Source organism: Shewanella sp. NIFS-20-20 (assembly GCF_019209865.1).
Classification (GTDB): domain Bacteria; phylum Pseudomonadota; class Gammaproteobacteria; order Enterobacterales; family Shewanellaceae; genus Shewanella.
Window position 1 is genome coordinate 36,172 of sequence record NZ_JAHUTT010000001.1, and the last position, 24,263, is coordinate 60,434.

20 protein-coding genes and 1 riboswitch are annotated in these 24,263 nt (G+C 49.5%); of the genes, 9 read left to right on the plus strand and 11 right to left on the minus strand.

From position 1 onward, the window contains the following. Positions 1 to 132 precede the first annotated feature (132 nt). The 4 genes from KU855_RS00160 to fusA all read left to right on the plus strand — a co-directional run bounded on the left by KU855_RS00160 (position 133) and on the right by fusA (position 5,745). Positions 133 to 1,383 (plus strand): hypothetical protein, encoded by a 1,251-nt coding sequence (locus tag KU855_RS00160; RefSeq protein ID WP_218528316.1) that lies wholly within the window; start codon positions 133 to 135, stop codon positions 1,381 to 1,383. A 14-nt stretch (positions 1,384 to 1,397) separates the two neighbouring features. Then, positions 1,398 to 1,817, plus strand: a complete 420-nt coding sequence (locus KU855_RS00165; protein WP_218528317.1) for a hypothetical protein — start codon at positions 1,398 to 1,400, stop codon at positions 1,815 to 1,817. Continuing rightward, positions 1,795 to 3,396 carry a diguanylate cyclase domain-containing protein gene (locus KU855_RS00170; RefSeq protein ID WP_218528318.1) on the plus strand — a complete coding sequence of 534 codons (1,602 nt, stop codon included), beginning with the start codon at positions 1,795 to 1,797 and terminating at the stop codon, positions 3,394 to 3,396. The genes KU855_RS00165 and KU855_RS00170 overlap by 23 nt, the downstream gene beginning before the upstream one ends. Before the next feature lie 261 nt (positions 3,397 to 3,657). Then, positions 3,658 to 5,745: an elongation factor G gene (gene fusA, locus KU855_RS00175; RefSeq protein ID WP_218528319.1), complete on the plus strand. Its 2,088-nt coding sequence runs from the start codon at positions 3,658 to 3,660 to the stop codon at positions 5,743 to 5,745. 86 nt (positions 5,746 to 5,831) lie between these two features. Here fusA and KU855_RS00180 read toward each other — a convergent pair whose 3' ends face one another. Both KU855_RS00180 and KU855_RS00185 read right to left on the minus strand, forming a co-directional pair. Then, positions 5,832 to 6,710, minus strand: a complete 879-nt coding sequence (locus KU855_RS00180) for a LysR family transcriptional regulator (protein ID WP_218528320.1) — start codon at positions 6,708 to 6,710, stop codon at positions 5,832 to 5,834. Between the two features lie 89 nt (positions 6,711 to 6,799). After that, entirely contained in the window at positions 6,800 to 7,060 is a 261-nt protein-coding gene (locus tag KU855_RS00185) for a DUF5062 family protein (protein WP_218528321.1), read from the minus strand. A 182-nt stretch (positions 7,061 to 7,242) separates the two neighbouring features. Here KU855_RS00185 and KU855_RS00190 point away from each other — a divergent pair, with 182 nt between their 5' ends. Beyond that, complete coding sequence (locus KU855_RS00190; protein WP_218528322.1) at positions 7,243 to 7,380, plus strand: hypothetical protein; 138 nt, start codon at positions 7,243 to 7,245, stop codon at positions 7,378 to 7,380. A 161-nt stretch (positions 7,381 to 7,541) separates the two neighbouring features. Here KU855_RS00190 and KU855_RS00195 read toward each other — a convergent pair whose 3' ends face one another. The 5 genes from KU855_RS00195 to KU855_RS00215 form a co-directional block, all read right to left on the minus strand. Continuing rightward, positions 7,542 to 7,967 carry a nitrate reductase cytochrome c-type subunit gene (locus KU855_RS00195; protein ID WP_218528323.1) on the minus strand — a complete coding sequence of 142 codons (426 nt, stop codon included), beginning with the start codon at positions 7,965 to 7,967 and terminating at the stop codon, positions 7,542 to 7,544. Beyond that, positions 7,964 to 8,845 (minus strand): quinol dehydrogenase ferredoxin subunit NapH, encoded by an 882-nt coding sequence (gene napH, locus KU855_RS00200; protein WP_218528324.1) that lies wholly within the window; start codon positions 8,843 to 8,845, stop codon positions 7,964 to 7,966. Before napH ends, KU855_RS00195 begins: the two co-directional genes overlap by 4 nt. Continuing rightward, positions 8,842 to 9,567, minus strand: a complete 726-nt coding sequence (napG, locus tag KU855_RS00205; RefSeq protein WP_218528325.1) for a ferredoxin-type protein NapG — start codon at positions 9,565 to 9,567, stop codon at positions 8,842 to 8,844. The genes napH and napG overlap by 4 nt, the downstream gene beginning before the upstream one ends. A gap of 62 nt (positions 9,568 to 9,629) precedes the next feature. Next, entirely contained in the window at positions 9,630 to 12,119 is a 2,490-nt protein-coding gene (gene napA / locus KU855_RS00210) for a nitrate reductase catalytic subunit NapA (RefSeq protein ID WP_218528326.1), read from the minus strand. After that, entirely contained in the window at positions 12,116 to 12,385 is a 270-nt protein-coding gene (locus KU855_RS00215; RefSeq protein ID WP_218528327.1) for a chaperone NapD, read from the minus strand. The genes napA and KU855_RS00215 overlap by 4 nt, the downstream gene beginning before the upstream one ends. A gap of 324 nt (positions 12,386 to 12,709) precedes the next feature. On the opposite strand from KU855_RS00215, the gene KU855_RS00220 reads away from it, so the two are divergent. Further along, on the plus strand, positions 12,710 to 13,822 hold the full coding sequence (locus KU855_RS00220) for a TDT family transporter (RefSeq protein ID WP_218528328.1): 1,113 nt from the start codon (positions 12,710 to 12,712) through the stop codon (positions 13,820 to 13,822). Positions 13,823 to 13,829: 7 nt separating this feature from the next. On the opposite strand, the gene KU855_RS00225 is transcribed toward KU855_RS00220, so the two are convergent. Genes KU855_RS00225 through KU855_RS00235 form a run of 3 tightly spaced genes read right to left on the minus strand, consistent with a single transcriptional unit; the run spans position 13,830 to position 18,153 of the window. Then, entirely contained in the window at positions 13,830 to 14,942 is a 1,113-nt protein-coding gene (locus tag KU855_RS00225) for a lipocalin-like domain-containing protein (protein ID WP_218528329.1), read from the minus strand. Then, on the minus strand, positions 14,942 to 17,461 hold the full coding sequence (locus tag KU855_RS00230) for an ABC transporter permease (protein WP_218528330.1): 2,520 nt from the start codon (positions 17,459 to 17,461) through the stop codon (positions 14,942 to 14,944). Before KU855_RS00230 ends, KU855_RS00225 begins: the two co-directional genes overlap by 1 nt. Continuing rightward, positions 17,458 to 18,153: an ABC transporter ATP-binding protein gene (locus KU855_RS00235; protein ID WP_371316292.1), complete on the minus strand. Its 696-nt coding sequence runs from the start codon at positions 18,151 to 18,153 to the stop codon at positions 17,458 to 17,460. Before KU855_RS00235 ends, KU855_RS00230 begins: the two co-directional genes overlap by 4 nt. Before the next feature lie 310 nt (positions 18,154 to 18,463). Next, positions 18,464 to 18,608: riboswitch (glycine riboswitch) on the plus strand. A gap of 149 nt (positions 18,609 to 18,757) precedes the next feature. On the opposite strand from KU855_RS00235, the gene KU855_RS00240 reads away from it, so the two are divergent. Both KU855_RS00240 and KU855_RS00245 read left to right on the plus strand, forming a co-directional pair. Continuing rightward, positions 18,758 to 20,113 (plus strand): sodium:alanine symporter family protein, encoded by a 1,356-nt coding sequence (locus KU855_RS00240; protein WP_218528331.1) that lies wholly within the window; start codon positions 18,758 to 18,760, stop codon positions 20,111 to 20,113. Positions 20,114 to 20,150: 37 nt separating this feature from the next. Further along, on the plus strand, positions 20,151 to 21,863 hold the full coding sequence (locus tag KU855_RS00245; RefSeq protein ID WP_218528332.1) for a response regulator: 1,713 nt from the start codon (positions 20,151 to 20,153) through the stop codon (positions 21,861 to 21,863). Positions 21,864 to 21,898: 35 nt separating this feature from the next. Here the strand turns inward: KU855_RS00245 and ygfZ are convergent, their stop codons facing one another. After that, positions 21,899 to 22,852, minus strand: a complete 954-nt coding sequence (gene ygfZ / locus KU855_RS00250; RefSeq protein ID WP_218528333.1) for a tRNA-modifying protein YgfZ — start codon at positions 22,850 to 22,852, stop codon at positions 21,899 to 21,901. Positions 22,853 to 23,055: 203 nt separating this feature from the next. Between ygfZ and KU855_RS00255 the strand changes: the two genes are divergently transcribed. Beyond that, on the plus strand, positions 23,056 to 24,246 hold the full coding sequence (locus KU855_RS00255) for a class I SAM-dependent rRNA methyltransferase (RefSeq protein ID WP_218528334.1): 1,191 nt from the start codon (positions 23,056 to 23,058) through the stop codon (positions 24,244 to 24,246). Positions 24,247 to 24,263: the final 17 nt, after the last annotated feature.

Consider the following 24,263-nt stretch of genomic DNA (forward strand, 5'->3'; position numbering starts at 1 on the left):
ACGAAAAAACCGCCAGCTGGCGGTTTTTTTTTGGTTTAAATTCAACAAAAGTCACCCTGTCATCTATCTTTATAAAAAGAATAATTTAGGGACACTATTTTGAAATGCTCAGGGACGAACCGTCAGCGAAGGTTGTCGACTGTCGCGTTGCTCTATTGCAGCGTTAGCTCTCCCATTGCTGTTGCCGAATTTTCCCCAGAATTTGACTGGAGTGGCTTTGCGACTCTAGGTATCACCTACCGTGATCATCATGACCTCTATTTTCATCGCGATTATGGCTTAAATGCTGCCGAGCAACATATCACGATGAAAACCGATAGTTTATTGGGGGTGCAGGGCAACGTCATGCTCAGTGATCACTGGGATGCCATGGGACAAGTGGTACTGCAAGATCAGTATGACAGTTCGGTTGAGAATGCATTGCAGTGGCTGTTTATTCGATATCGACCCAATAATAACTGGGCCATCAGAGTTGGTCGGCTTGGGCTGGATCTGTACATGATGACGGAATATCGCAATGTCGATTATGCCTATCCTTGGTCGCGTCCCTTCACTGAATTTTATGGCTTAACCTCATCGATTTCTCGCATTGATGGCGCGGATGTCAGCTATTTTACCAGTCTCGGTCACTTTGGCTTAGAGTTTAAACTCGCCTATGGCAGTAATGACTTCATGCTGCAAGGGGCTGATCAGGTCGTCAATTTGTCACTGAATGGCAATCTTGCATTTACTGCATCGGCGCGTAGTGACGCCTTATTGTTGCGGTTTGCTGTGGCCCAAACCTCTTTGTCTGGCAACTCCGAACTCGGAGATCAAGTGATTGCCGGGCTTAACCAAATTCCTGCACCATTTTGGCCTGAGGCCAGTGCCATTGCCGATGAATTTGTGTTGGATAATCGCCGTGTTAATTACTATGCCCTTGGGGCTCAGTATGATTGGGGGCAGTGGTTGCTGCAATCTGAGCTCGGCTATACCCAGTCGAGTTGGGCATTTTTTCAATCGAGCTGGAGCGGCTATGTGGCTTTGGCGTATCGTCATCAAGATCTGACGTGGTATGGCGGTATTTCTCACATTAGCCTGACAGAAGATAGGATCGAGGTGCCGCCGCCATCATCTTTAGTGAAGTACTTACCCGAGACGATTCAAACGCAAATCGATGACCTGTATCAAGGCACCTCTGACGCGCTCAACTCAGCCATCGCCGAACAAACCGGTTATAGCCTCGGTGTACGTTGGGATTTTTATCCGATGATGGCGCTTAAATTGCAGTGGGATCATTTTGAAATTGGCGATTATGGTTCGAGCTTATGGCAAAGAGGTCGGCCTATCGTCGATGCTCAACAGGTGAATTTGGTGTCGTTAAATTGGAACCTGGTATTTTGATGAAGCATATATTGATGTTTATCCTCATCCAGATGTTGCTTCTTGCTGTCGCACGGGCTGAGGCTGAGTTGTTAGTCGTGATGCAAAAGGATGCGCCGATAGAACAGCTTGATCGTCATCAAGTCGTCGATATTTTTATGGGCAGAAATAGCATGCTCGATTCTGGGGTGAAGTTTAAGGTATTTGATCAAGCCAATATGTCGGATTTACGCCAACAATTTTATCGCCAATTGGTGAATCGCAGCCTGACTCAAATCGATGCGTATTGGGCGAGATTATTGTTCTCTGGCCGGACGACACCACCGGTTAAAATTGATGTCACCGATGACTTAGTTGAGCAAGTCTTACGAACACCGGGGGGGATCGCCTATATAGCCCGTCAAGACTTGGTTGACGAACTTAAGGTGGTGTATGAATTTTCGAACACCAAGTAATAAACTTTATGTTGTGGTCGCTCTAGCAATCGCCTTGGTGGCGACTTTTTTTGCGATCATAGCATCGAGTTATTTTTATTTGGATGTCGCCGCAAGAGAAAAACAGAGCGCGAACAACCTGATTGCTCAACTGGCATTAACGGTAAAGAAAACGGCCGAGGTAGCCAGTTACGTTAACAATACCGAATTGGCCAATGAGATTGTTGACGGTCTGATCGCCAACGATCTCGTCGCGGCGGCGGCGATTAGAAATGTTAAAGGCGAAGCTTTGGCAAGCCAAGGAATGGATCACGACGCGCTCAATGGCATTAAAGTGGCTAGGTTTGCCTTGTTCAATCCGTTTTTTGATGATGAGCAGCTCGGCCATTTAGACATCATTCCCGATAATGGTTTTATCAAAGATAAGGCCGAAGCGGTGGCGATGCGTCAGGCCATCTTGTTGTTGCTTTACACTGGGTTAGTCGTATTGGCTGTGTCTTACTTAGTGCATCGCATGCTGACCGCACCGCTGGCCTTGTTGACGCAAGAGTTTGGACGAATTACCCCTGGGCAAAATCAACACATCACGGCGCTAAAACACCATCATCAAGATGAGATTGGCTCGTTAGTGGCAGGCATCAATCAACTGTTAGACTCGCTAAATACCTCCATTGTCGAAGAGCGGCGCTTGCGCCAAAAAACGGAGTTACTGGAGCAGAAATTCCGCTTAATTTTCGAAGCGGCAAGTGCTGGTATCTGTCTTATCGATGAAAAAAATCTGTTATTGGTCTTCAATCCGGCATTTGCGGCTTTGGTGTCGGCTGAAGATGAGGTCAAAGAGCAAGATGATCTGACTAAGGCGTTTGAGGATCAACATGAGATCGCTATTTTTTTAGAGCAATTACGTGAGAATGAACTCGACACTGTCGCGATGGATCTTAAATTGAAACGTCATGAAGCGGGAAGTTCTCGTTGGGTACATTGCTTGTTTTCAAAATTAAGTGGCAGCATCGGTCAAGAGCAAATGATGATCGAAGTATTAATGTATGACGTTACCGAGCGAACTCGAGAAGAGTCGATGACCCGATTTGAAGCCGACCACGATGCGTTAACTCATTTAAAAAACCGCCGCAGCGGTGAGCGACTATTACAAGAAATGTTGGTGGCAGTGCAAAGCCGGCGGCAAGTCATGGTCTTAATGTTAATCGACTTAGATGAGTTTAAACCGGTCAATGACAAGTTTGGTCACGATGCTGGCGACATCGTCTTGGTGGAAGTCAGTCAACGTATGGCCATGATCGCGGGCCCTGATGCGCTATGTATCCGTTGGGGCGGCGATGAGTTTGTTTTAGCATATGAGCTTGAAGACATCAACCCTCATATTTTAGCCTCAGCCTTAGCCAAAGAGCTGCTGGCGGTGATCGCTTTACCCATCCATTTAGATAATGGTGATAAGTGTCAGGTTGGCGCCAGTATTGGTATGGCGATGTACCCCTATAATGGCCTTGAACTTCCTCGGTTATTGGATGCTGCCGATATGGCCATGTATCAAGTGAAAGGCTCGGGCAAACAAAATTATGCATTTGTGAGTAAATCCTAGCGAGACACCTCCCTTTATCGTCAAAGATTTTCTTTAAACTCATCGCGATGCAATTTCGCTCAATTCATGAATTACGGGTCATCTATTTGTGACTATTGTGGTTAAGATGGTTTTTTTAGTGTTTGGTGGTGAAAAAGTGCAAGGGTTATTTGCGCAAGCTCAGGTTCCCATTTACAATATGCCCCTAAATCTGATGTGTGGTTTGCTACGATTTGTGGCATACTCCCGTCTACTTTCTAAACTAAGCATAAAAGTTGAATCATGACCGACTTATCAAAATACAGAAATATTGGTATTTTCGCTCACGTTGACGCGGGTAAAACCACGACCACCGAGCGTATCCTCAAGCTCACAGGTAAAATCCACCGTCTGGGTGAAGTGCACGATGGCGCTTCTACCATGGACTTCATGGATCAAGAAGCTGAACGTGGTATTACCATTCAGTCGGCTGCGACTACCTGTTTCTGGAAAGATCACCGTTTTAACGTTATCGACACCCCTGGTCACGTGGACTTCACCGTTGAAGTTTATCGTTCTCTGAAAGTACTGGATGGCGGCGTTGGTGTATTCTGTGGTAGCGGTGGTGTAGAACCACAATCAGAAACTAACTGGCGTTATGCTAACGAATCTGAAGTTGCTCGTATTATCTTCGTTAACAAGTTAGACCGTATGGGTGCTGACTTCTTGCGCGTTGTTGGCCAGATCAAGAAAGTATTGGGTGCAAACCCAATGGTTATGACTCTGCCAATCGGCCGTGAAGATGAGTTCGTCGGTGTTGTTGACGTGCTGACTCGTCAAGCCTTCGTATGGGATGACTCAGGTCTGCCAGAAAACTTCGAAATCAAAGACATTCCAGAAGACATGGTTGATTTGGTTGAAGAATACCGTGAACAACTGGTTGAAACTGCTGTTGAGCAGGATGATGACCTGTTGGAAGCTTACATGGACGGCACAGAGCCAACCATCGAAGAGCTGAAGCGTTGTATTCGTAAGGGTACCATCAACCTGTCGTTCTTCCCTACCTTCTGTGGTAGTGCGTTCAAGAACAAAGGTATGCAACTGGTTCTGGACGGTGTGGTTGATTACCTGCCTTCACCAACTGAAGTTGAACCACAGCCTCTGACCGATGCCGAAGGCAACGAGACTGGCGAAGTGGCTACTGTATCTGTTGACGAGCCACTGCGCGCATTAGCGTTCAAGATCATGGATGACCGTTTCGGCGCCCTGACCTTCGTACGTATCTACTCAGGTAAGCTGGAAAAGGGCATGACTATCATGAACTCTTTCACCGGTAAGACTGAGCGTATCGGCCGTATGGTTGAAATGCACGCTGATGACCGTAACGAAATCGATAAAGCCCAAGCGGGTGACATTATCGCTATCGTTGGTATGAAGAACGTACAAACTGGTCACACTCTGTGTGATCCTAAGCACCCTTGTACTCTTGAGCCAATGGTATTCCCAGTACCAGTTATCTCTATCGCTGTCACTCCTAAGGACAAAGGCGCTTCTGAGAAATTAGGTATTGCACTGGGTAAAATGGTTGCAGAAGATCCATCATTCCTGGTTGAAACCGACCAAGAAACTGGTGACACCATCCTTAAAGGTATGGGTGAACTGCACTTAGACATCAAAGTAGACATCCTGAAGCGTACTCACGGTGTTGAACTGACTGTAGGTGCTCCACAGGTGGCTTACCGTGAAACTATCACTCAAGCTATCGAAGACAGCTACACTCATAAGAAGCAGTCTGGTGGTTCAGGTCAATTCGGTAAGATCGATTACCGCATCATTCCTGGCGAGCAAGGTTCTGGCTTCAAGTTCACCTCTAAAGTGGTTGGTGGTAACGTACCTAAAGAATTCTGGCCTGCTGTTGAAAAAGGCTTTGAGTTCATGATGGATAACGGCCCTCTGGCTGGCTTCCCAGTACTGGACGTTGAAGTTGAACTGGTTGACGGTGCATACCACGCAGTTGACTCATCAGCCATCGCGTTCGAAATCGCTGCAAAAGGCGCTTTCCGTCAATCTATGCCTAAGGCTAAGCCACAGTTGCTTGAGCCTATCATGAAGGTTGACGTGTTCACTCCAGATGACCACGTAGGTGACGTTATCGGTGACTTGAACCGTCGTCGCGGCATGATCAAAGACCAAGAAGCTGGTCTGACTGGTGTTCGCGTTAAAGCTGACGTGCCATTGGCAGAAATGTTCGGTTATATCGGTCAATTACGTACTATGACTTCTGGTCGCGGTCAGTTCTCTATGGAGTTCTCACACTACGCACCATGTCCAAACAACGTAGCTGAAGTTGTTATTGCTGAAACCAAAGCTAAAGAAGCTGCTAAGAAGTAATCATTACTCTTAACTGTTTCTGATAAAAACCCGCCGATGGCGGGTTTTTTTATGGCAGATTGTTGGCGGGAAATGCGCTGCGAGAGTTAGTACATCTCTTGGGCAAGCGCTAAAAAGGCCTTGGCCGCGGGCGTTAGCGCTAACTGCTCGCGCCAGATTAACGCTAGGTTCCAACTGGTGTCGCCGCTAATGGGTTTGAACGCCAGTTGGCGTCCGGGCAATTGCTGACAAATCGGCTCTGGTAGAATGGCCAATCCCATATTGGACTCTACCATCGAGGCGATAAAGTCCCATTGACCGCTGCGAAAGGCGACCTGTAGATTGACCCCTGACTGTAGGCTCAGTCGCGTCAGTAACTTCGCAAGTGAAAAGTCTTCGTTGTACATAATAAAGGGGTAGTCTGCGAAGTCCTGCCAACAGAGGCTGGTTTTAGTGTTCAGTGCATGATCCGTCGGAATGCAGGCTAACAGTGGATACTCTTTTAATGGTTGGCTTAAGAACTCGTCATGGCTGGTGGGAAGCGCAGTAAAGGCAATATCTAAGGTATCTTTGAGCAACGCCTGCTCACAACCATAGCCGCCATACTCAGACATTTCTAGCTGAATATCGGGATATCTGCGTCTAAATTCGGTCAACAAATCGATGGTGAGTGAGCTCATCATTGGGCAAATACCCAAGCGCAACTGCCCTGATTTTAGGCCGCGACGGTTACTCAATTCCTCTTGTAGTCGATGCCATTGGCCGAGCATTTGGGTGGCGCTATCAGCCAATAGGACGCCGGCGGGCGTTAAGGCTACCCGTTGGTTGTTTCTGACTAATAACGGCTCACCTAAGCTTTCTTCGAGGCGCTGAATAAGCTTAGTGAGTGTCGGTTGGGTCAGGTATAGCTTCTCGGCAGCACGGGTATAGTTACCCATCTCGGCTAAGGTTAAAAAACAGCGTAAACTTTTCAGTGGAACATTCATGCCAAAATGGAATCAAGGGGTGGTTTGACATGCAGTTTACGCTGATGTGTGGTTGAATTCTGAACTGAACATCGAAACTGTGATTTGGCTCAATTCAATAAGGGGTGTTCAGCGGGCAATTGTTTACTGATCCACACGATCAATCTGTGCTTGATTTGGGGGCCGTCTTCTTTGTCCTGCGGCAGCGGGGTGATCAGTTTATCTTGAACTAACAGTCGATAGATAATTTCAGCTTTTTGCGGATCGCTCAGTGGGCTATCAGGTAAGGAATAGCCGCGTTTTACTGCATAGGCGAGACCTATCTTAATGGCGGTTTTGAATAATTGCGCATCGTGTTTATTTTTCTTCATGGCTGAACACCTTAGGACTTTTTGACACCATACGCTCAACCGTAAGCATTGGCCAGAGAAAGCCAGCTTAACGCCACACGTCTGTATGCCAAATGGTTATCATAGGTATAGCATATATTCATTTTACCTATAGCTAACGGAGGGGTATTCTAGCGCCATCTTGATTGAACGAGGAAATGGCAATGCCAGCATATGAAGGTTTATGGGTTAGCGCTCTATGGTCATCAGTGGTGGATATCAGTGCGGTTTCCTTACCCTCGGCTCAAGTGTCAGAGGATCCTGTTGAGGACGCTGATACGCTTGCTGCAGAGAGTGAATAGCTCATTCTTGATCGTCGTTTATTTGGTTACATTGCATATTTGGTATAAAAGCCTTTTTTGCCTCAGACTTGTGCTGAGGCTTTTTTTTACCTTTTTTTTGGCAACAAACAAAACAACCACCCTAAGGTGGTTGTTGGCTAGTGAGTCACGAAAAAGATCAATTAATGGCTAAACTCATTTTCAACAATGGCTTGTTTGTTGTCTGCTTGAGGCACATGGCACAGGCTGCAGAAATAATTGGCTCCGTTTAATGTCCCTTTATCATCAATAACATGAGACTTGGCAACTGGCGTGGCTTTCATGCGGCTAGCTTTGTCCCAGCTGTGGCAATTCATACAGGTATTTTTATCCGCATTAATGGCGTAATCCGCTTTGTGAGGGATCAAGGGCGGTTGCTCTTGAAAGTCACGAACAATGGCTTTACCACGGCTTGGATATTGCGGCATTGCATCGGCTGGACGAATATCTTCAATGCGGCTATCACCGGCTAATGATTTTACATTGACTGGGGCTGCGGCGGGCGGTTGTTGACCCGAGCAGGCGGTGAGGCTTAAGGCGAATAAGGCCATAGTCATTAATTTTTTCATGGGTTGATCTCCGCCTTATCGGCTGTTCTAGGACTGTTATTTGAATGCTGAGGCGTGACCTTAGTCGTGACCAACAGCTTAGTTTGATAATGAAAAACATCTTGATGGCACACATCAATGCAGCGGCCACATAGGCTACAATCGCTGGCCGTGAGTTGTGGTTGATCCCCTTTAAGTGCAGCTTTTAGTACTTGGGGTTCCGGGCAAATATCAAAGCAATCCATACACCTATCGCAAGATTTAGGCTGGACGCTCATTCTAATGGGGCTCAACTTGCCAAGCAGGCTATACATAGCGCCGCTAGGACATAGGTGACCACACCAAGCTCGCTCACTGATAAACAGGTCAAGCAAAAATATCAAGACCAATACCCATAAGCTACTGATGCTTGTGAATAATATGGCTCGATATACCACAGGAACCGGATTGATCCATTCCCACGCTAACACCCCAGTGAGTAACGGAAGGGCGAGCACCATAGCCAACACGAAATAGCGTAAGTGGGGTGCTAATGTCGTGGTTTTTGGCAGTTGTAGTTTCCGGCGTAAGTAAGCCGCCGCATCCGTGATCACATTGACTGGGCACACCCAACTACAAAAGCTGCGGCCGCCAAGCACCCCATACATTACCGCGATGATGCCGCCGCCAAGCATCAAGGTCGGTGCCCAGTGTCCCGCCATTAAGGTTTGTAAACTGACCAGCGGATCACTTAAGGGCACCAGATCTAGCACCAAGCTAGCGGATAAGTTGCCTTTGATTAACCACCAACCGCACCAGGGACCAATAGCGAAGGTGATAAACACCATCAATTGGTTGAGGCGGCGCAGTAGTAACCACTTTGGCCAAAGTTGCCTGCGGGTATGTGGTTGTTGCCTCATGGTCTGAACCCCTGATTTAACATATCTAAGGTCGTACTTTCGGTGTCTTGATAGCTATCATGCTCACCCGCTTTACCCATGGCTAAGGAGCTTGGTAGCACCTTAATCGCCGGGGTGGCGAGCACGCAGGCATGTTCACATTTACCGCAACCGGTGCAGTAGTCAGGATCTACCGTCGGAATAAATTCGGCATGATGACCACTACGGGCGTTGTGTTGCTTGGTGAGCACGATGGCTTCATCAATCAAGGGACAGACGCGATAACACACATCACATCTTAACCCTCTAAAATTGAGGCAATTGACTTGATCGATTAACACCGCCACCCCCATGTTGGCGGCAGTAATGTCTAACAGATTGTGATCGAGGGCTGTCGATGGGCAGGCCTTAATACACGGAATATCTTCACACATTTCGCAGGGAACTTGGCGGGCATTAAACCAAGGAGTGCCGGTGGCTGCGCCTTCAAACCATCTGGCTAGACGTAAGGTGTCATATGGGCAAGCTTCAACGCATAGCCCGCAGCGGACACACGCCGATAAGAACTCGGCTTCCGTGCTCGCGCCTGGTGGTCGCAACGCTTGCGGTGCCAGTTCACTCGATGACAAGGCTAGACTCGTCAAGCCACTACCCGCCAAGGTCACAGCGCAGCCAGCCTTCGCCGCCGTCGCCAAAAATTGGCGCCGGTTAACTTGGACGGGTGTGAGTTTGACTTTGGCCATGATAACTCTCGACTAATTGTCGCATTGAGGCCGACCCATGTCGGCCTCAATGAGCACTGAGTTTATGCAACGATTTTAGTGACCTTGACCGGACACTTTTTAAAATCGGTTTCTTTCGATATCGGGTCAGTGGCATCCAAGATTAACTTGTTAACCAGCTGGCGAGCATCGAAGAAAGGCATAAATACGACCCCTTGTGGCGGCTTGTTGCGGCCCTTGGTCTCGACCCGAGTCCGCACTTCACCCCGTGGCGATGCCACCATGACTTCATCGCCACGTTTCAAGCCGCGGTCTTTAGCATCTTGTGGATGCATAAAGATTTGCGCATCAGGGTAGGCACGATGCAGCTCAGGAACGCGCGCGGTCATTGAGCCGGTGTGCCAATGCTCAAGTACGCGGCCGGTGCTCATCCATAAATCGTATTCACTGTTCGGCTCTTCGGCTGCAGGCTCATATGGCAGGGCAAAAATAACCGCTTTACCGTCAGGTTTGCCGTAGAAGTTAAAGCCTTCACCTGCCTTAACATAAGGATCTGAACCTTCGACATAGCGACGCAAGGTTTCTTTGCCATCGACCACGGGCCAGCGTAAACCGCGGCTATTGTGGTAAGTGTCAAACGCCGCTAAATCGTGGGCATGACCGCGGCCAAAGCCGGCGTATTCTTCAAATAACCCTTTCTGAACGTAATATCCAAAATGCTGGCTCTCATCGTTGAGTTCTGCCTGGCAATCTGAGACGGGGAACTTATCGATAACGCCATTTTTGAAGATCACTTCATACAAGGTTTTATCAGCTAATTCAGGTTGCTTAGCAATCAATTCCGCCGGCCATACTTCTGACACGGTAAAGCGCTTAGCGAACTCCATCAGCTGCCACAAATCTGATTGGGCGCCCTTAGGTGCATTGACTTGCTGATGCCACATATGAGTACGGCGTTCCGCATTCCCATAAGCGCCTTCTTTTTCAACCCACATGGCCGTTGGCAGAATTAAATCAGCACTCATGGCGGTAATGGTTGGGTAAGGATCGGACACCACGATAAAGTTGTCCGGGTTACGGAAACCTGGATAAATTTCATCGTTAATGTTTGGGCCTGCCTGCATGTTGTTGGTACACATGGTCCAATAACAATTGAGCTTGCCATCTTTGAGCATTCGGCTTTGTAAGACCGCATGATAGCCAGGCTTAGCTGGGATAGTGCCGCTAGGCACTTGCCATGCTTTTTCACAGATCTCTCTGTGCTTGTCGTTGGTCACGACCATGTCGGCCGGCAAGCGGTGAGCAAAGGTACCGACTTCACGGGCCGTACCACAGGCCGATGGTTGGCCGGTTAACGAGAATGGGCTATTGCCTGGGGTTGCAATTTTTCCTGTCAATAAATGCAGATTATACAGCATGTTGTTAGCCCACACGCCGCGGGTGTGCTGGTTAATACCCATGGTCCACAAGCTCATAATCTTAATGCTTGGGTCGGCATAGGCCTGGGCTAATTGCTCCAATTGCTCTATCGGTACGCCACTCATTTTGCTGGCGTAATCGGCAGTGTAAGGCTTTAAGAACTCCGCATACTCAGCAAAGCTAATGGCACTAGCGCCACCATTGCCTGGGTTTTTGGCTTTCAGTTCTAATGGGTGATCGGGTCGCAGGCCATAGCCAATATCATCGACCCCTAAGGCAAACTTGGTGTGCTTGTTGACGAAGTCTTTATTGACCGCGCCATTAACTATGATGTAGTTGGCAATGTAGTTGAGGATCACCAAATCTGACTGCGGCTTAAACACCATAGCGTTGTCGGCCAAATCGAAACTGCGGTTGGTGAAGGTTGAAAGCACGTGCACTTTGCCATCGGGGTTGCTGAGGCGACGGTCTGATAATCGTGCCCACAATACCGGATGCATCTCGGCCATATTGGCGCCCCACAGGACAAAGTGGTCGGCGGCTTCTAAGTCGTCATAACAACCCATGGGTTCATCCATACCAAATGTACGCATAAAACCAACCACGGCAGAGGCCATGCAATGACGAGCGTTCGGGTCAATGTTATTGGTGCGGAAACCAGCCTTATGCAGTTTGGCCGCGGCATAACCTTCCCAAATGGTCCACTGGCCTGAACCAAACATGCCAATGGCGCTCGGTCCTTTGGTGGCTAATGTGTGTTTCCATTTTTCAGCCATGACATCAAAGGCGGTATCCCAGCTTACCGGGGTGAAATCCCCTTCTTTATCATAGTGGCCATCTTTCATGCGTAGCAATGGCGAGGTTAAACGGTCTTTGCCATACATGATTTTTGATAAGAAGTAGCCCTTAATGCAGTTAAGTCCGCGGTTTACTGGGCTTTCTGGATCACCTTTGGTGGCGACAACTTTGCCACCACGGGTGCCCACTAATACGCTGCAACCTACGCCACAGAAGCGACATGGGGCTTTATCCCAACGGATGTCATTGTTTTGCTCGGCTGCCTCAACCATACGGATTGGCAGACACACTCCGACAGCGGTGGCCGCGGCAACGGCGGCATTGGCTTTGATAAACTCGCGACGACTGATGCTCATGGTGTGATCTCACTTTGTTGTTCTAGGTTATCGACCTGGTGATATATCAAACTGCTAGACAAAACGCCGGGCAGGGAGTTGATGATTTCCACATTGTCTAAAATCGGCTGTTGTCGACTGGCTTCCAGCGTCACAATTAACTTACCTTCTGGCGAAGTGGCATGGAGCTCAGCACCTTGGAGTGCGCAGATTTGAGTTTGTAAATTTGCCAGTTCGCTGGCACTAGCATGTACCACTAGGCTAGTAATATGGTATTCGTCTGACATCTAGCGTCCTCGAAAAGTGGAAATCGTCATTGTATGAATTATCAACAACTTTGACGTTATGGCTTCAGTGTATTCACATTGATAGTCAGCGATATACCTAACAAGAGGTAATAGAAATGTTTATTGATTGTGATCATGTTTTTGGGTGTGATCGCCATCAAAATTATTAATATCAGCAGTTAATTAACCAAATTTACCGCGAGCATTTTGACTTAGGCGTGTTATCCGTGACGGCAAATGTCGACGTTTTACGCCTGACGTTTTGCGCTTCACCGTCTACAGTTGACTAGTCTGTCGCGGTTAACTGTCAGGATACCAATCCCCATGTCCACTAACGAATCCGTGCAATATAACAATGAAATTGGCCCCAATTGGTTTGCGTCGGTGATGGGCACCGGCATTATTGCGAATGCGGCCGCTGGTCTGCCTATATTCGCCGATAAGCTCACTGGGTTTGCCATTCTGGTGTGGGTGATTGCGGCGCTGATGTTGTTGGTACTACTCGTGGTGAAGGTATGGCAAACCCTAATGCGGCCCCACTTGATCAAACGTCAGTTGAATGATGGCGTGATGGCGCAGTTTTTTGGGGCGCCGCCGATGGCGATGCTAACCGTGGCCGGTGGCGCGGTGTTGGTCGGGCATCATGTGATCCCTGAAGTGTGGGCTATTAATCTCGGTTGGGGCTTATGGATTGCTGGCACTATCACAGGGTTACTGACCGCGATAGTGATCCCTTATTTGCATTTTACTCGCTACGAAATGCCTGACGATGCGGCCTTTGGCGGCTGGTTAATGCCCGTGGTACCGCCGATGGTATCGGCAACCATTGGAGCCTTGTTGATCCCTCATGCCACGAGCCTAGTGGTGCAGCAAACCTTGCTGTATGCCTGTTATGCCATGTTTGGTCTCAGTCTGGTAACATCATTAGTTATTATCACCCTGATTTGGAGTCGCTTGGCCCACGCGGGAACCTCGGGTGGTGCTCGAGTGCCGACCTTGTGGATAGTGCTTGGCCCGTTGGGGCAATCGGTGACTGCCATCGGTAGTTTAGGGGGGGTCGCACTCACGATATTGCCTGCGCCATTCGCCGCCAGTTTTCATACGATGGCGCTCCTCTATGGCGTGCCAGTGTGGGGGTTTGCTTTTTATTGGTCAATTATCGCCGCGTTACTCACCTTGCGGGCCATGCGCCGCAAAATGCCTTTTGCGTTAACTTGGTGGGCATTTACCTTTCCGGTTGGCACCTGTGTCACCGGCACTACGCAATTGGCGCATTATACCGAGCTTGCGATTGTGGCTTGGGGGGCTGTTGCCTTGTTTTGTGGTTTATTAGCCGCGTGGTTAATTGCCGCCATCGGCACGCTTAAAGGCCTTAAACACGGGCATATTCTTAAGGTACCGTCGTCATCGCCTCAGGTGAAATCCAAAAAAGGCTAAGGGCAGTTTAATAGCCTGTTAATTCCATATATCCAACCCCTTGGTGACTGCCTTCGATAGTCACAGGTCCCTCCCAGTATGGGATAGATAATGGCATAAGTGCCTCGGGATTGAGGGCGGTCACTTGAATCTCTATCTGTTCAGTAGGGACTGAAATTTGCCATTGTGTCGGTAGTCTTTTGCCTTGGATATCGTGGCTGGTAATGGCTTGCATAATGATGTCGTCGGCACTGAGGCTGCGACCACTGCCATCCCTGTGCATGAGCCGGCCCGCATAAAAATGCGGTTCGCTGTCAGCGTCAGATCTTAATTGAAATAGCATCAGTGCCGTGTCGTGATCTAGGCGTAAGGCAAACCAATCCCAGCCTTGCTGGTGGGTCGTGAGAAACTGCGAACTCCACTCCCTATCCAACCAGCCTTGGCCAACCACGGGGATGATTTGTGTGCCGATTCTGACTTCACCCTTGATATGGATAAATGGCTGGCTGTAATAATGTGAGGCGACACTGCCATCGGCGCTTTTAATGCTAAACCCTTGCTCACCTTGACGCTGATAAGGAGCGCGACTGCCGAGTTTTAAGCGATAACTAAATGCTTCATCACCCCCACTAAGTACGGCGGGAAATAGGTCTTGCGTGCGGCTTTGCCAGCGCCAGTCATCGAGATAAATGGCCAAGGGGTTGGTCTCGACTCCGGCCAGGTGTGCTTGCCCCCGCGACCAACGTTCGGCGGCAAAGTGCTGCTGCTTGGTGGTAACGGCGCTGTGAGCTAAATACAACTGACGTGTGGCCCAATCATTGGCGGCAGGACTTTGGTCTGCCGCGGTGTCTGGCGGGGCTAACGCGACTCTAAATTGGGTCCATTGTAGACCTAAGGGTTCACCTTGTTGTGTCTCTAGGTTGGCGGTGAGGTACCACCATTCGATGCGATAATCATCATGGGCTTGGTGATCTAGTGGAAATTCCAGCAGGGTCTGGGGTACCACTATGGCGAAAAGCGAGCCGTCTTGAGCGTTACTGATCATCAACTTGCCCATACCTTGGCTAGTTGGCGCCGGCGTTGGCGGGCTGCAGGCGCTAAGAAACAGTGTCGCGAGTAATACCAGGTTAAGCTTAAGCATTAGAGCACCTCCTGTTGGAGGCTAGTGATCAGCGGTCGACGGGTTTGGCGGAGCAGAGGGATCAATACCGCCAAGGCGCAGGCCAGCAAGGCCAATGCGCTAACTTGTACATAGGCCCACCAGTCCCAGATCATAGCAATGCTCCAGCCAAAGGCTTGTAATGTGACTTTATGGATGAGCAGCCACCCCAGAAGCGCGCCGGCCGGGAGAGCTAAGGCGGCTGTCATCAACACCAGTAACAGCATTTGGCCAGTGACCATGGCAAATAAACGCGGCCGTGATACGCCGAGCGCATAGAGCCGTGCCAGCGGCGCTTGGCGGTTGTACATTAACATCATGCTGGCACTGAACAGGCCGATAGCAGCGACCATCAAGGTCAGACTATTGAGTACCACAGTGATGGAAAAGGTGCGCTTAAACATGTTAATCGCCTCTGATTTGATTGCCGTCTGGCTATAGATCATGGCGGGCGATACACCTTGTTGTTGTAATTGGAGGCTTAATATCTCGGGATCTTGTGACCAGCCCACCGCAAAATTGCGCTGCGAACTGGGTAAGCCGGCTTGGTGCCATAAGCGTTCGCTGACCATGACTTCGCCTAGCGGTTTACCATAGTCATAATAAATTGCTCCTATCGGTAATCCTTGCGGGTATAGCTGCGCCGTGGCGGCAAGTTGCAATGAGTCACCGACATGCAGACGATGGCGTAAGGCAAGAGGTTCGCTGATCATCAGGCTATGTCCGGCAAGGAACGCGGCCCAATGTTCGCGGCTAGCCGCTTTGATAGATACGGTGGCGGTCATGGCATCATCATCCCGCGCCAATAGCATGACGCGATGAGGATGGGTGCGTTGATCGTCATTGCGCCGAATAGCGCTGTAAGCCTCCCATTGGATCGAGACAGAATGGATGCCTTGGGTATTTCGCAGCCAGTGTTCGATACGTTCGGCATCCTCGGGATTGGGGCGCACATACAGGTCGGCATGTAAGCGGTTATCCATCCATGTTTTTAAGGTTTGCTCAAAACTGCCCACCAAGGTGTTCATCGAGATATTGGCGCTAAGCGCTAGTAGCAGAGCCATCATGGCCAGCGCCAATGGCGCGGTTAACTCGCGGGTTTCGGCTACCATATAGTGCCATAGGCCTTTAGGGGTTATGCGTGCCAATAACACCAATGACCACAAGATTAATTGTGGTAGCAACAGGGGTAAAGCTAAGGTTAAGATGCCGAGTAACGCTAAGCTCTGATGGTAGTTATCGCTGAAGGGCATCAAGACGGCCACTAAGATCAACAGGGCGCAGGCTATGATAAATTGACGGCGGTGGCTGCGAAATTGCAGTAGCCCTTGGCTGTGATTGGTACCCGCCCGCGCCAGAGATTGCTGGGTTAAGGTGCGATAGAGCGGGACACATGCCAGTAGCGAGGCCGTTAATGTGAGGCCGATGGCCTCTAGTAACCAAGAAAGCTGCCAATACCCAGGGAGCAAACGTGCGCCATACAATTGCTCTAAAGTCATGGCCACCATAGGTTGTAGCCATTGACTTAGCTGTAATCCCAGTATAAATCCCAAGATTGAGCCAATCAGCACTAGCACGATCAATTCTAACAGCAGAGCTAGCATTAACGCCTGGCGCGTGACCCCAGCTTGCAGTAATTTGAGCATCAGCCGCTGGCGTTTCATTAGGCTGTAGCGAATACCGTTATAGGCGATAAATAAGCCCACCACAAACGCCAACATGGCCATGGCTTGTAAGTTTAAATGGAAGCTTGCTGTCAGCTCTGTCAGTGCCGCGCCGCTATCACCGAGGCGTAAGATGTTATTCTCTTGAAGTAACGCCTCAGCTTGCGCCAGTTGCTTGGCATCATCGGTCATGATGGCGATATAAGATAAACGCCGCTGTTGCGCTAATAGTTGTTGCGCCAAACTAATATCCAGCAAGATATTATCGCCAAGGCCGGCATCATTACCGAGCGCAAATAAGCTGAGACTGACGCCGGCCACCTCAATGACGGCGCTATCCTGAGGCAGTTCTGCTAACCTGGCGGCGAATGCTTGGCTGACAATGGCCACAGGTTCGCCTTGCAGTAACTTGGCGAGCGGAAGGGTAGAAAAGTGATCTCCTTGCTGCCCTGGAGTTGACGGTGCCGCCAGCGCGGTCGCGGCAATAAGATCGCTGCCTTGGATGTGCCAGCGCCGCCCTTGCTGGTCGAGTATGTGACCTTCCAATACAGCTAATACCGGTAAGCCCGCTTGTCTTAAGGCAAAATACTGAGCCTGATCTAAGCTGCCGGTGCCACTTGGCGGGAGTATGTAGGCCGTGGCTTGACGACTCAGCAGTTCGGTGGCGTCGCTGTAGCTACGAACAGCATTTTCATTGGTCGACTTTACGCCAGTCAGCAGGGTGACAGCTAAGATAATTCCTAGCAAAATGGCGCCGGCTTGCAAAGGTTTGTGCCGATAATGGGCGGCAAAGACCTTAAGGCTGAGGAGGCTGGTGTGCCAGTTGCGTGCCGTCATTTATGTCCCCGCGAGCAGGGGGGAGTTTGCTCAACTAATCGTCCCTGCTTGAGTTGCCAATGACGGCCCATAAAGGCAGCACACTCCATGGAATGAGTCACCATCAGCACTGAGCTGCCTACTTCGTTGGCCAGTTCGCAGAGTAAGCTAATGACCTGCAGGCCCACTTGATTATCGAGGTTACCTGTGGGTTCATCGGCCAACAGTAACTGCGGTTGATGTGCTAGCGCACGGGCGACGGCGACGCGCTGTTGTTGGCCGCCAGAAAGTTGTTCAACGCTGCGGTGACTAAGCTGGGTGAGTTCCAGCGTTTTGAGTAGATAATCGCACCAAGGATTCCAATCTTGACCGAGGAGGTGGAGGGGAAACGCGATGTTGTCTCTGACATTGAGAGGCGTCAGCAGATTGAATTGTTGAAAGACAACCCCTAAATGGCGGCGACGAAAATCGCTCCATTGGCGATCACGCCACTGACGGGTTGAGCGGCCAGCAAGCAAGATGTCGCCACTGTCTGGGAACTCAAAGCCTGCCATTAAATTGAGTATCGTACTCTTGCCACTGCCGCTGGGACCTGTCAGTGCCAATGTGTCACCTTGAGTTAGGGTGAGATCCACCTGTTCGAGCACGCCGTGGTAATCGGAGCCATCGGTAAAGCCTTTGCTGACACCGTCTAACATCACCAATTCAGCCACGATATCTCCCTTTATTGAGGCCACTCCCCTTAAGATAACTGAATGACTTTTAAGCGCCAACTAAAGATTATGTGATGTTTGTTTGATTTATGCGCAGCCATAGTGTCATTGGCATGATCGCGCTTGTCAGCGAGTCACAAACGCGGCACTATTTTCATCCTGTCGCTAAGGCGACTATCCGTTCGGATGAAGGTAGCAGGAGAGTGGGGAATTAACCTCACACCGACGAGGCAACTTTATTAGTGTTTGGCGAGTTAATCGTTCACTAATAAAGCACTCTTTCAGGTGCCGTTAGGCGTGGACTGTTACTGGACGAGCCTCTGGAGAGACTGGCTGTTTTTTTCGCCAGCGCCGAAGGCGCAAGCTGATATAGGGTTAACTTATCTTGGTCCATGACTGAGATGACGTAAGCTTATGTCAGTGAAACGCTCAGGCAAAAGGACAGAGGAGAGGGTGACTGCTTTGCCTGTTTGCCGAGAAGTGTCAATGTCATCATTTACCGCTCGCTTCAAACTGATTCTGCCGAGATCTTAGGCGGACTAACCAGCCATTTCTTTTCCTCCTCCGTTTATTCATTTAGTTGTTTTGTAAACTGAGGATTTGTATGATTTTGCAAGATTTAATTACCCAACTTAATGCCATTGTTTGGGGACCAGCGACCTTAATTCTCTTGGTTGGTACTGGGGTGTATCTCACCTTTCGTTTAGGCTTTATTCAAATATTGCGTCTACCGATGGCTTTAGGATTATTGTTTAAGCCGGCCTTGGGCAAGGGCGATCTCACCCCGTTTGCGGCGCTTTGTACTGCGTTATCGGCCACCATTGGTACCGGCAATATTGTCGGCGTGGCCACCGCCATCAAAGTCGGCGGGCCTGGCGCCTTGTTTTGGATGTGGCTTGCCGCTTTCTTTGGCATGGCAACCAAATACGCTGAATGTTTGTTGGCGGTAAAATATCGTACGGTCGATGCCCATGGCCATATCGCAGGTGGCCCTATGTATTACATCGAAAAAGGCTTGGGTCTCCATTGGTTGGCCAAGACGTTTGCGGTGTTTGGTGTCGGGGTCGCCTTTTTTGGGATCGGTACGTTTGCCCAGGTCAATGCCATCAGTGATGCCATGAGTATCGCCTTTCAGGTGCCACATTGGCTGACAGCGCTAGTATTAACGACGTTAGTGGCGCTGGTGGTGCTGGGGGGCGTTGGCCGGATTGCCGCGGTTGCGCAACGCTTAGTGCCCGCCATGGCCATGGGTTATTTACTGGCCTGTGGCTGGATATTAATAAGTTTCTACGATCAAATTATTCCGGCATTGCAATTGGTGCTTCATGCGGCATTTACGCCGATGTCGGCGGCCGGCGGATTTTTAGGGGCTGGGGTGGCGCAGGCGATTCAAATTGGTATCGCCCGCGGAGTGTTCTCTAACGAGTCCGGTCTGGGCAGTGCCCCCATTGCGGCGGCAGCGGCTAAAACTAATTCGCCCGCAGAGCAAGGCTTGGTCAGCATGACGGGAACCTTCTTTGATACCATTATTATTTGCACCATGACAGGGCTGGTATTAATCATTACTGGGGTGTGGAGTGGTGATGCTTCAGGGGCGGCAATGACCAGCGCCGCATTTGCAACAGGCGGAAATGCAATTCTTGGTCAATACTTAGTAACAATAGCATTAGTGTGTTTTGCGTTTACCACTATTTTAGGTTGGAATTATTATGGTGAACGTTGTTGGGGTTATTTAACGAAAGGCCGTGCAAGCCATTTATACCAAGGGATCTTTTTGGTGTTGATTGCCGTAGGTGCCTTCATTAAGTTAGACCTCATTTGGCTACTGGCTGATACCGTCAACGGTTTAATGGCAATTCCAAATTTGATTGCCATTATAGGCTTGAGGCAGGTGATAATGGCGGAAACTTATCACTATTTCAGTCGACTTAAACAGGCTACAGGATTGCCTACTCGTTAAGCTTCCCGTGGCGACAATGTTGTAATGGAGGACAAGATTGCGCCCTACAACTCCCAAAGTGCCGGTGACTGCGCCGGCCCATGCTGAAACGCCAACCCTAGGTCAGATGCGTTTATGGTTGTCTTCGCTACGTGATGAGCTGCAAACGCCGCTGCATACGATTCATGGCATGACAGAATTGTGTTTGCAAAGCTCGCTTGAGCCTGTGAATCGCGATGAAATGGAAGCCATCAATCTGGCCAATCGCCAACTCGAGTGGCAGGTGAGTAACCTGCTGCTGCTCGCCGAAATTGATACTAAAAAGCTCACCTTAGACAGTCAGTCGGTGAGTTTGTTGGGGCTGGGGCAAGAGATCCAAGCCCAATGGCCTTTATGGACTAACGGTTCACAGCAATTACAATTTGAATGGCCACAAAGCAGTAAAATCATCGTTGATAGCCAGAAACTCAAGCGGGTGCTGGGCTGCCTGATCGCCTTCGTTAGTAAGCAAGGCGGCGACGTGGCTTGCCGAGCTAAATCCATGGCGGATATCAGCACCGTCAGTTTTCAATGTGAAGTGATGCCTGCCAGTTGGCAGGGGCAGTACAACCCAAGCCAACTGCTCAAAATTTTCGAGATGTCGCCGGGGTTGGCGCTGGCCAAACAATTAGTGACCATGATGGCGGGTAAGTTAGAACTGGTGTCTTATGAGGGGGAGTTTGGCTTTCTGTTAACCCTCGATTGTGAGCGGCCGCGAATGTCCGGTGGCACCGGTTTTATTCCTCAAGAAGATCAAGACTTACCCGTGTTGTTGGTGGATGATCATGGGCTTAACCGTCAGTTGGTGATGGCGTTATTTGAACGCTTACAATTACCGTTACCTGCGATTGCTGAACATGGCATGGAAGCCCTCGAGTTTCTCGACCAAAGCCGAGCAAAATTAGTCTTAATGGATATCCAAATGCCGGTCATGGATGGGGTGACCGCCATCAAACGCTTGCGCGCTCAGCCGAGGTGGAAGAATTTGGTGGTGGTCGCGTTATCGGCCAATCATACTGAGGCCGATGTTAAAGAGTACCTCAATGTCGGCTTTAATGCGGTGTTGCCCAAGCCGTTTGAGTTTGGCAAGCTTAAAGACACGCTGCAACAGTTTGGGATTGAATGCGAAGAAGCCGTGGCGCCAGAGGATATCCCTGAAGGGATCTGGCCAGCCCATGCCGCCCTCGATTGCAATAAGGCGTTATCGCGATTAAACCTTGATGATGATCTCTATGGTGACTTGTTAGTGCGGTTTGCTAATGGTCAACCGCAACTCTTAACGCAAATTCCTGAGGCGTATGCCGCGTCAGATTGGCAGACGTTAACACGTTTACTCCACACCTTAAAAGGGGTCGCGGCCAGCTTGGGCAGTGATCGCTTATCGCATTTGGCCGCAGAAGCAGGGCAGGCGATTAGTTTAGGCAAAGATTGGTCGAGCGATGCCTTACTGAGTTTGTTGATGGATATTATTAATGCCATTAACTCTTGGCGTGAATTACAAACCTTAAACGAGTTAGGTGAAACCATCAGTGATGCCCAACTCGAGCAACTGTTACATAAGTTGCGGGAATTATTGCAGCAATCGGATGCGGCTGCGGTGTCATTGGTGGCGCAATTACAAAATTGTACCCATGCGCGCTTGACTGATTTTGAGATCGTGTTTGAATTAACGGGTAATTTTGCCTTTGATCAAGCAGAGGTTGCCTTGCAGAAATTACTAGCTGACGCCTAGCAAATTGGCGCTGGCTGGCCAGCGCCATAGTGAGGTTATTCGCTGTCTAACGTATATGGTAGCGCCATTAAGCTTAAGCGCAGTTCCGGTTGAGTGCTCAGCCGGAACTGGGTGTCCATAGCCGTGTCATTGGCGAGCACGGCACTACACCAAAAGCGGCCATCAAGCATGGTTGACTCTATGATGGTGCCAGCTTTGCGCCAGTTATCGCCTAGGTTCATTTCTAGCTGGGTATCAGACTCGATTGGTGCCGAGATTTCGCCTTGGACAACGTAAAGCGCCCGTTTATTGCCACCGCGATATTTCATCCGTGCGATGGTTTCTTGGCCCATATAACAGCCCTTGGTAAAACTGATCCCATCGATGGCTTGCCAGTTGAACATTTGAGGCACAAATTGGCCAGAGTTCTCGGCGCCAATATTGGCCACCCCAGCAGCAATCTCCACGGCTTGCCACAAGTGGGCACTGACTGGAGCGTGCTGGTGAGTCACGGCTTGGGCATGTTGCTGACTCAGCACTAAAATATAGCCATAATCGCATTGTAAAATGCTGCTGCCGTCGTCAAGCACTAAGGCAGTGCCTGCCATATCGCCAAATTGCGCGGTGATAAATTGCTCAGCATCGCTACCCAGTAGTCCGAAAATTTGCCAGTGCGCGCTGACATCACTCAGTTCGACCTTGCTAAACACCGCGTACTTTTGCATCTGCACTAAATCAATCGCTAAGGTATCTGTTGGCATTAGCAATGTTAGGCAATCGCCGCGACCAAAGACTCGGAATGTAGCCAAGGCTTTCCCCTTGGGATCGCAGTGGGCCCCAAAGCGCCATTGATTATCTGCTAATTGACTGATGTCGGCAGTGACTTGGCCATTGAGGAATACCCGTGCTTGCTCACCTTTGAGTTGCAACAAACCAAAATGGGATAACTGACACAGCGCCAGAGACGGTTGTGAAATTGATACAGGCCAAATAGCAGCGGCGGATTTCATGACAAGTTCCTACAAACAATAGTGTGTTACCGATTGTATGCTGTCGGTGTTTGTAGCTCAAGAGGGCTAAACCACACTGGGCAATGACGGTTACTCAGCTTGAGCTGCGGATTATTCTGATTTTATCGGTTTAACCTTGTAGAATGTTCGCCAATTTTAGTGCAGATGAGTATTTCTGTGCGTCGCAATGATTAGGATTAACTATGGCCATTCGTATTAAGCTGCACCCTAAACGGGAAAAATCCCTTGAACGTCATCATCCGTGGGTGTTTGCCAGTGGCATACATAACGTGAAAGGGAAGCCGGTTAACGGCGAAACGGTCGATGTGGTGGCTCATGATGGCAAATGGTTAGCGCGAGGCGCGTGGTCAGAATCCTCCCAAATTCAAGTGCGAGTGTGGAGTTTCGATAAGGAAGAAGTCATCGATAAAGATTTCTTTACTCGTAGAATTTTGCGCGCTCAAGCTGGCCGTGAACATGTGATTAACGAACAAGGGCTTACCGGATATCGCTTGGTTGCCGCTGAGTCGGATGGCCTCCCCGGCATAACTATCGATAAATATGAGCAGGTGTTGGTGTGTCAGTTATTAAGTGCGGGCGCAGATTATTGGCGTGACACCTTGGTGGAAGTCTTGGCGGAGTTATACCCAGGCTGCGCCATTTATGAGCGCTCCGATGTGGAGTCTCGTAAAAAAGAAGGACTGCCACTGGTGACTGGCCTGTTACATGGCGAATTACCTGAAATGCCAGTAGTGATTGAAGAAAATGGCATTAAAATTGCCGTGGATGTGATCAAAGGGCATAAGACAGGATTCTATTTAGATCAACGAGATAACCGTGCGATTGCCGGGCGTTTCGTGAAAGGTAAGTCGGTGCTCAACTGTTTTTGTTATACCGGCACCTTTGGCTTATATGCGGCCAATGCGGGTGCTAGCAGTATCGAAAACGTGGACGTATCTTCCTTGGCCTTAGCCACCGCTCGTCACAATATGGCGATTAACGGCATCGATGACAGTCACGTACATTACAACGAAGCCGACGTGTTTAAGTTGTTGCGTGATTATCGCGATCAAGGCAAAACCTTTGATGTGATCGTGCTTGATCCGCCCAAGTTTGCCGATAACAAAGCGCAACTAAATGGCGCCTGCCGTGGTTATAAAGATATCAATATGATTGCAATGCAACTATTGAATCCTAATGGTATTTTGCTGACTTTCTCTTGCTCGGGATTAATGCCTGCGGATTTATTCCAAAAGATCGTTGCCGATGCCGCGCTCGATGCAAAGCGTGATATTCAGTTTATTGAGCGGTTAAGTCAGGCGTCTGATCACCCGATTGGTGGGGCTTTCCCTGAAGGCTTTTACTTAAAGGGCTTAGTCGCCCGCGTGTGCTAACGCATAAAATCGCCACC